The following is a 6,631-nucleotide window of genomic DNA, read 5'->3' as shown; positions in this document are numbered from 1 at the left end:
ATACGCCTTGTTTTGCTGACGGGAGACCTGATGAGGGTGCCTGTAACGGGAATAGAACACTGCCCCCGGGCACCATTTAGCTAAGATAAATTATTCAATATCAAGGCTTTGATCTGATATCTGCTTTGTGTATCTACCATTACATCCATCAGTGTGTTTTGCATTGCCCGAAGCTGTGTGCCGAGACAACCGCTTGGTAAAAAGTACGAATACAAAGAACTGATTTAGCAGCGCGGCGGCTTTCGGACAATTTGGCACGATTTCCCGGAAAAAATCAAAGTGACTTCTGAGCCCACAGCATGGCGCGACGCGGCTATTTGTAGAAATATTCCCAGCCGCGATCTTCATGCAAACCGAAGCGGGCATTGAGCAGGTGGCCACTGAGCCGACATTCGCCGCGATTGCAGCAACTGTCGTTGCTAACGGCGGCTTTGCGCAGAAAGCTGACTTTGCAAAGTTGCCGTTCAATGTTTCGCTTGCCTAATTTGACCGGCCCAGATGGTCGGAGGCTTTTCGCGGAAGTGCGGCACTTTAGATTGTTGGCCTATTTGAAGTAAATTTGGGTACGGAGCATTGTTGGGCTACATCAGCCAACGTAAGCGCCAGGGATTAAAGGCAATACGAAATCCAATTATCCAGATGACAATTGACGAACTATTGGTCGATTAATCTCATTACCCGAGCAAAACCTACCCAGCGAGCTTCAGCGCTGCTTTCGTTTGACCGAGATAATGCATCCGGAATGCTTCGGGTGCCGTGCTGGTACATCACGAGCCATTGCGTCCACGTTACCGAGGTGCCGCAATGCTCCGTTGTTCAGTAACACGCCCCGCCCAGCGTCATACCGGCGCTGTCCAAATCCGCTGGCAACGCATTCCCAGTTTTCCTTGGCCGCCGCGCTGCGGAACCTCGGCAGGTCGTGCGGGTCATGCCGTCCAGGTGTTGCTGCGACGTGATCGTGTTTCTTTGAATTACTTTGGTGGGTTAAATGGTGGGTCACTTGTGTTGTGCCAGGTTGCTGAACAGTACCGGTTGTCGGCCTCGGCTTTGGGCGCATGATTGTCACGACGCCTTGTGGCTTCGGATGTCCTGGGACGGCCACGTGAGTTGCCGTAGGTTTTGGTGTCAACTGTGGAACCTGGCCAGGAACCGCCGTGGGAACTTGATTGGGGGTTGCGGTTGGGACAAGCGGTGGCGTCGCTGTAGTGCCGCTGGGTTGCGGAACACGGCCTGGCACTGCGACTGGTATTTGGTTGGGTGTCGCTGTTGGCACAAGGGGCGGCACAGCCGTCGGGCCAGTAACTTGAGGCGGAACCTGGCCAGGGATAGCTATCGGAACTTGATTGGGAGTTGCAGTCGGAACTTGCGGTGGCACCGCGGTAGGACCGGTAGCCAATGAGGGAACCTGATTTGGAACAGCTGTCGGAACCCGGCTTGGTGTCGCGTTTGGTGTCAAAGGCGGAACTAGGGTCGGCGCTAGGACCGGTGTGGGAACCTGACCTGGAACCGCTATTGGTGTCGCAATAGGAACCTGACCGGGAATTGCGTTCGGGACCGCGCCCGGCGCAAGGACTGGAACAGTAACTGATGTGGGCGTTTGCTGCGTTCCTTTAGGCGGCAACTGATTTGCCACCGGCTGCGTTGGGCCGGTAATTTGATTGCCTGCCCCTTGCCCACCGGCCTGCCCACATCCTTGGCTCGACTGGTGCGGATTCCCTACGCCACGGCACCACCCAAAATGATTTCCCTGCGCGACGACCTGCGTAGCGGCCAGCTCTGCGCCCAAACAAGCTGCGGTAAGTAAAACAATGCAGTTCCGTTTCATAACATCCTCACCAACTTGTTGTCAGAGCAAGATACGCGCCAGGATCGCCTGAGTCGGTCAAAGGGCCATCTCTCAAAGGGACACCGACATATCCGGACAGGAATAGGTTTTGCTTAAACTCAATGTCCAAACCCAGACCTGTCGATGCCAGTGTAGCATTATCAACTTCAAAACTCGCTGGGTCATTGTTCGAGATGTAACCCACGTCGAAAAAGACAAAAGGCGTTAAGCGATGAATGCTTTGGGAACTTGGAAAGTAGGAGTGCGACACTTCGAAAATCGCGGAAATCCCGGAATCACCGTCTACTTCGTCGAACCGATAGCCGCGCAATGCATAGCGATCACCAAGGAAGTACTCCTCGACCGAGGGCAGCCGGTCGGTTGTGAACTGGCCCCAGATCTCGGTGCGCCAAGCTGTGTTGGGTGCCAAAGCCGTCAGTGGGCTTTCGTATCCGATGCCGCCCCGCAGATGCCAGAACGAAGAGTCTCCGTCGTCAAAATTTGCGTCTGTCGTGTCATTGTCATTGTCACCAAAAGATAAGGTTAGCCCCGCTTCCAGAGCTTGCCCTTTTGGATAGTTTTGCCCGTAAAGATACGTAAGACCAACAACGCTCGCGTCACTGGACAATGGAACGCCGCCACTGACTGAGTCCGCTTTTGAAAGGCGATAATCCAGCAGAAAATATCCATATCGGGCTACGTCGCGGATCACGGGGTAACCCATCGCGACGGTGAAGTTCTCGCCGTCAATATCCGTTCTTGCAAAATCCCCCGAGAGGTCACGTTTTGCGTTTATGTTTCCGTAGAAAATCTCACCGTAGAGACCATTGCTGTTCAGCGGCGTGCGATAGGTAACAGCGCCCCACAAAGAGTGTTCGTCGTCTTTGTCCCAATTGTAATTGCCTGATCCCTCAAAGCGCAGTAAATCCCCGACGGTCAGCGTCGAATAAAACTCATGTACGACATAGAAGCTGAGCGCTTCTCCAAGCTCACGCGGAGGGTTGTCGAGTGTCGCACTCCCGGCTTGTTTGCGCAGAGGCTCTCCCAATACTCTCAGCCTAGCACCTGCCTGATCCGGATAATCAAGTTCGGTCGACAATTCCAAATCAGGTATGTCCTCAGCCAACATAACCGCCCGCTCAAATTGTTTGAGAGTTATTGGATATGCGGTGGTGAGGGGGCGAAAGATCTTTTCCAAGGTTTGGAACGTGCGCGTATCTACACCTTCAATTTCGATGGTTTGAATACGCCCTTCATCAACAACAATGCTCTGCCCATCGGGGCCAGGCCAGGCCTCAGCCAAAAAATAGCCGTCTTCTCGGTAGATCTGCGTGATCGTTGATGCGACCTCCACCGCTGTGATGCGCCCTGATCGATCAAAGGCCAACTGACCGGCAAAAGTTAACAGCTCATCTGAATCATACACCGTTACGCCGCTGACAGAGTGCTGTGATGCTATGTCCCAAGTTTGTGCAATGCTGTATTTTGGAACTGAAACAATGGCCACAAAAGTGCAAATGATCGCAATTACAACCGAGTTGGTTACGGGCATTTTCTACAACCTTAGCATGATTGAGCATGTTAAAACCCAAACCTATTACGAGGCTTGAATGTCTAAGCTTGCCGTTATTCAAATTTGATCACGACTGGTGCTTTCGAGATACACAGCAAACAGACTACAATGCGCCTTCGTCGCCAAGGAACTCGATACCAGCTGTCGCGCCATCACTGTAGGCAATGCAATTCCACGGAGCGCGATCCGCACCTACGCCGACAGTAACTTGTGTTCCCGCCTCGCTAAACGCAGATGAGAGCACCACGACTTGCGAATTGTTCGTCGCGTTGGCTACATCCCGTAAACATGCCTGCTGAGCGGGCGTGAGCTCGGCGGACGCGCTGTACGTACTCGTGTCGTCGCAGGCTGCAAGCAATGCGAAACATGTCATGCCTGCAATCATAACCTTCTTGTTAGTCATTTTTTTCTCCCTCAGGTTCCTTTGAAATTAGTGAAATTGGATGCGCATGTTTGAAGCTTTTGCGTCTGTGCAGCCAACAGAACACACCTCGATCCTTTGACTACCTTTCCCAAAAACTTGCCGCGCGGGGCTTGTGGGGCAGAACGACATTACGTTGACTACCGAGGCCGCCAACAACGCGTGATGGCCGTATGACGTCACTGGTAAAAGCTAGAGCGAACTTGGGAGAGAGGGCGAGTACGTTAAGTCTGAGCATCGTGTTCTCCCAAGCCAGATTATTGTGAAGTGCCTTCCGACCGCCGGCACTCACTCCAGCAGTCGGAAGGGCCCGGTAGATCGGGCGACAGCGACAACAACGGAGGTAAAAATAGTTGTGTCGAATTCGTATGTTCGAATATATTTTTTCATAAATCAACATTTTTTCCGCGCGTAAACTTCTTTACGCTCTCGTACGATAGGCTTCTGCTTTCAAACAAAAAGGTAAGTGGGAGTACCCAGAGGGGAGAGTGTGTTCTCCTGAGCGGCGAAATGTTTTGAGACCGCACAGAAACTGAGAAAGGAATGAAAGATGGGATTCGGTGAAGCAGTTAAAACGTGTTTCTCGAAATACTTCCAGTTCTCCGGGCGGGCTATACGCTCAGAATACTGGTGGTTCTTCTTGTTTGTGGTTCTCGTAAGTGCCGTTTTTGCCGGGTTGGATTCGATCCTGTTCGGGACAAACCCCGAAACAGGCCAAGGATCTCGGGTTCTGTCCTCTGTTTTTCAACTGGCCGTTCTCATACCAATGCTAGCCGCCGGTTGGCGGAGGCTGCATGATACAGGACGACCTGGTTGGTACTTGCTGCTGCCGATGGTGCTCAGCATTACAACGCTTTTTGTTATGCTGGGTGGGGTGGCGTTCTTTTCGGTATTGGAGCAAGGGACCGAAAACCCCGATGCATTGCGAGGACCCGCGGCAGTCCTGGGCTTGACCGGTATTGTCGTTGTCTCAATTCTGCAAATCGTTCTGTCCATTCTGATGATCTGGTGGCTGACACGACCTTCCCAAGAAGGCGCAAACGAATACGGCGCACCTGCTTCCTGACCTCGCTGTGGGGGCAACAGGTCGGAATCTCTGCTGAATGAAAGTGCAAACCGCAACACCATGGAGAGAGAAAATGAGTTTCAGACCGATTTCCATTGGAACGCTAATGATGGCAATGGCGACCACAGCATCGGCGGAGTGGTCGTTCAGTTCCGGGCCTAATCCCAATGCATTTATTCAGACCGGAAACATGACGCTAGAGCTTCAGTGTAACCGTATTCGCTTTGCTCCAGCTGGATATGAGGACAGCCAGGACATTGCGGAGAAGCAAGGGCTTTCCTTTCGTTTTTTGAAGAACGGCACCACCGAGGTTGGGGCATTTCAGGTTGGCGCTGAAAACGCTGTGTTGCTGATCGTTGACAATTATCCCGTCGAGATCAGTTTCAATAGTCAGCAGGACTATGGTTTTGTATTGGACCAGCTTGCGGCCAATGCATCGGTTAATTTGTCGATGATTGATCAAGATGTCAGCTATGGAATCTTCGACTTAAAAGGTTCCCGCGCGGCAATTCGGTCCCTTCGTTCTGAGTGCGCTTCGGATGCCAGCCAGGGAGCCTCCTATGAAGCACCCGAAGGCATCGTCTATTGTGGAGGCGGTGCGATAAAACGCGTGATCGAACCTATGATTTTGGAAAACCCGGAGGGGGAGTGGGACGCGCGAGTGGCAGTCAGCGGCGAGTGGATCAGAGCCATGACGGCCTACAGTTACTTCGGAAACTCTGAGCCACCGGCCGGATTTGTCGTCGCCCTGCTTGGGGAAGACAGGTCCGAATTTCTGATTTTTAGCGAAGGCTCGGCAAACTGGCTGGAGTACGGGGACTACAGGTATGATCAATGCAATTGATGCTACCTTCCAACCAGCTTCCCAAATAGTGCGCCAGTTGAAAGGTTTGGTTTCCGGGATTGTGCTTGCTTCGGGCCTTGTTTGGACCTCACCAGCTGCAGCGGCTGATGTTTCGCAACTTCCGCCTGGTTTTGCGGGCCCGTGACGCTGTACTGTCGAAGTCGATTATTATAATTGGGTTACCGCTGATGGCCCGCGAAGGTATGGGGAGTCAGTGGCACTTCGACGATCTTGACGTCTACTACCAGAACTGTGTGACAGGCGGACCTGGTTCATTCGTAGTCCCGGTGCTTGACTGGCAGGGCTTTGCGGAGGGCGTACGAAGAAAATTGGTACTGGAAATTGGGTCAGCGCCAGCAATAGGAGAGGTTATGAAGGCGCAACTTGCCTCACCCTCAGACTGCCTGATTGGCGAGAAGATCTGGGAACGGAACCAACATATCTGGAGCGAACCCTAGAATCGGCCTTTGCATCAACCAGCCGCGGCTCGATACAAAAAAGCCAGCAGCAATATTCTAAGGGAAACTAGTTTTCCGCGCTTCCAATGGAACCACACAAATGATGGTGAATCTTCGATACGGTGTGAGTAGACAAACTTATTGACATCGATTTGTACGAACCGAGCGAAATTTGTACGCTTATGGTTAATTCGCTAAGCTCTGCGACGGGCATTTCCAACTGCTAGATCAACCGTTCACTGCCGCTAAGACGACCGCTGACGATCGATTCCGGGGGCTGAAGACTGGTCGCTGGTGCTGGCGGGTTGGGTGGGGAGCGGACGTACACGCGTAGTACTGCCAGGAACTGGTTAGAGCCCAGAGTGACAGATGCTGCGCTAGCTAGGAATGGCAGCGGTGCGCTAATGTCGACTCTGCAAAGTTGAACGAACGGAATACACGGAA

General features: G+C 52.6%; 6 protein-coding genes. 4 read left to right on the top strand and 2 right to left on the bottom strand.

From position 1 onward, the window contains the following. The first annotated feature begins 346 nt into the window (after positions 1 to 346). Entirely contained in the window at positions 347 to 484 is a 138-nt protein-coding gene (locus tag AC2FH6_RS18565) for a hypothetical protein (protein WP_496703866.1), read from the top strand. Positions 485 to 1,832: 1,348 nt separating this feature from the next. Here the strand turns inward: AC2FH6_RS18565 and AC2FH6_RS18560 are convergent. Continuing rightward, a complete protein-coding gene (locus tag AC2FH6_RS18560) occupies positions 1,833 to 3,377 on the bottom strand; it encodes a ShlB/FhaC/HecB family hemolysin secretion/activation protein (RefSeq protein ID WP_496703865.1) in 1,545 nt (514 codons plus the stop codon). A 124-nt stretch (positions 3,378 to 3,501) separates the two neighbouring features. Beyond that, complete coding sequence (locus tag AC2FH6_RS18555) at positions 3,502 to 3,801, bottom strand: hypothetical protein (protein ID WP_496703864.1); 300 nt, start codon at positions 3,799 to 3,801, stop codon at positions 3,502 to 3,504. A gap of 568 nt (positions 3,802 to 4,369) precedes the next feature. Here AC2FH6_RS18555 and AC2FH6_RS18550 point away from each other — a divergent pair. From AC2FH6_RS18550 to AC2FH6_RS18540, 3 genes are all read left to right on the top strand, one after another. Continuing rightward, positions 4,370 to 4,885, top strand: coding sequence for a DUF805 domain-containing protein (locus AC2FH6_RS18550; RefSeq protein ID WP_496703863.1), 516 nt, complete (start codon positions 4,370 to 4,372; stop codon positions 4,883 to 4,885). 73 nt (positions 4,886 to 4,958) lie between these two features. Continuing rightward, positions 4,959 to 5,729 (top strand): hypothetical protein, encoded by a 771-nt coding sequence (locus tag AC2FH6_RS18545; RefSeq protein WP_496703862.1) that lies wholly within the window; start codon positions 4,959 to 4,961, stop codon positions 5,727 to 5,729. 107 nt (positions 5,730 to 5,836) lie between these two features. After that, complete coding sequence (locus AC2FH6_RS18540; protein ID WP_496703861.1) at positions 5,837 to 6,187, top strand: DUF1194 domain-containing protein; 351 nt, start codon at positions 5,837 to 5,839, stop codon at positions 6,185 to 6,187. Positions 6,188 to 6,631: the final 444 nt, after the last annotated feature.

This window comes from Ruegeria sp. CDSC045 (assembly GCF_059610725.1).
Note: the sequence above shows the minus strand (reverse complement) of the source record. Positions and strands in the feature narration are given on the sequence as shown.

Bases quoted from the DNA above. Each gene is read 5' to 3' on its own strand.
- AC2FH6_RS18565 (WP_496703866.1), top strand. From the start codon at position 347: ATGCAAACCGAAGCGGGCATTGAGCAGGTGGCCACTGAGCCGACATTC.
- AC2FH6_RS18545 (WP_496703862.1), top strand. From the start codon at position 4,959: ATGAGTTTCAGACCGATTTCCATTGGAACGCTAATGATGGCAATGGCG.
- AC2FH6_RS18540 (WP_496703861.1), top strand. From the start codon at position 5,837: ATGTTTCGCAACTTCCGCCTGGTTTTGCGGGCCCGTGACGCTGTACTG.
- AC2FH6_RS18560 (WP_496703865.1), bottom strand. From the start codon at position 3,377: ATGCCCGTAACCAACTCGGTTGTAATTGCGATCATTTGCACTTTTGTG.
- AC2FH6_RS18555 (WP_496703864.1), bottom strand. From the start codon at position 3,801: ATGACTAACAAGAAGGTTATGATTGCAGGCATGACATGTTTCGCATTG.
- AC2FH6_RS18550 (WP_496703863.1), top strand. From the start codon at position 4,370: ATGGGATTCGGTGAAGCAGTTAAAACGTGTTTCTCGAAATACTTCCAG.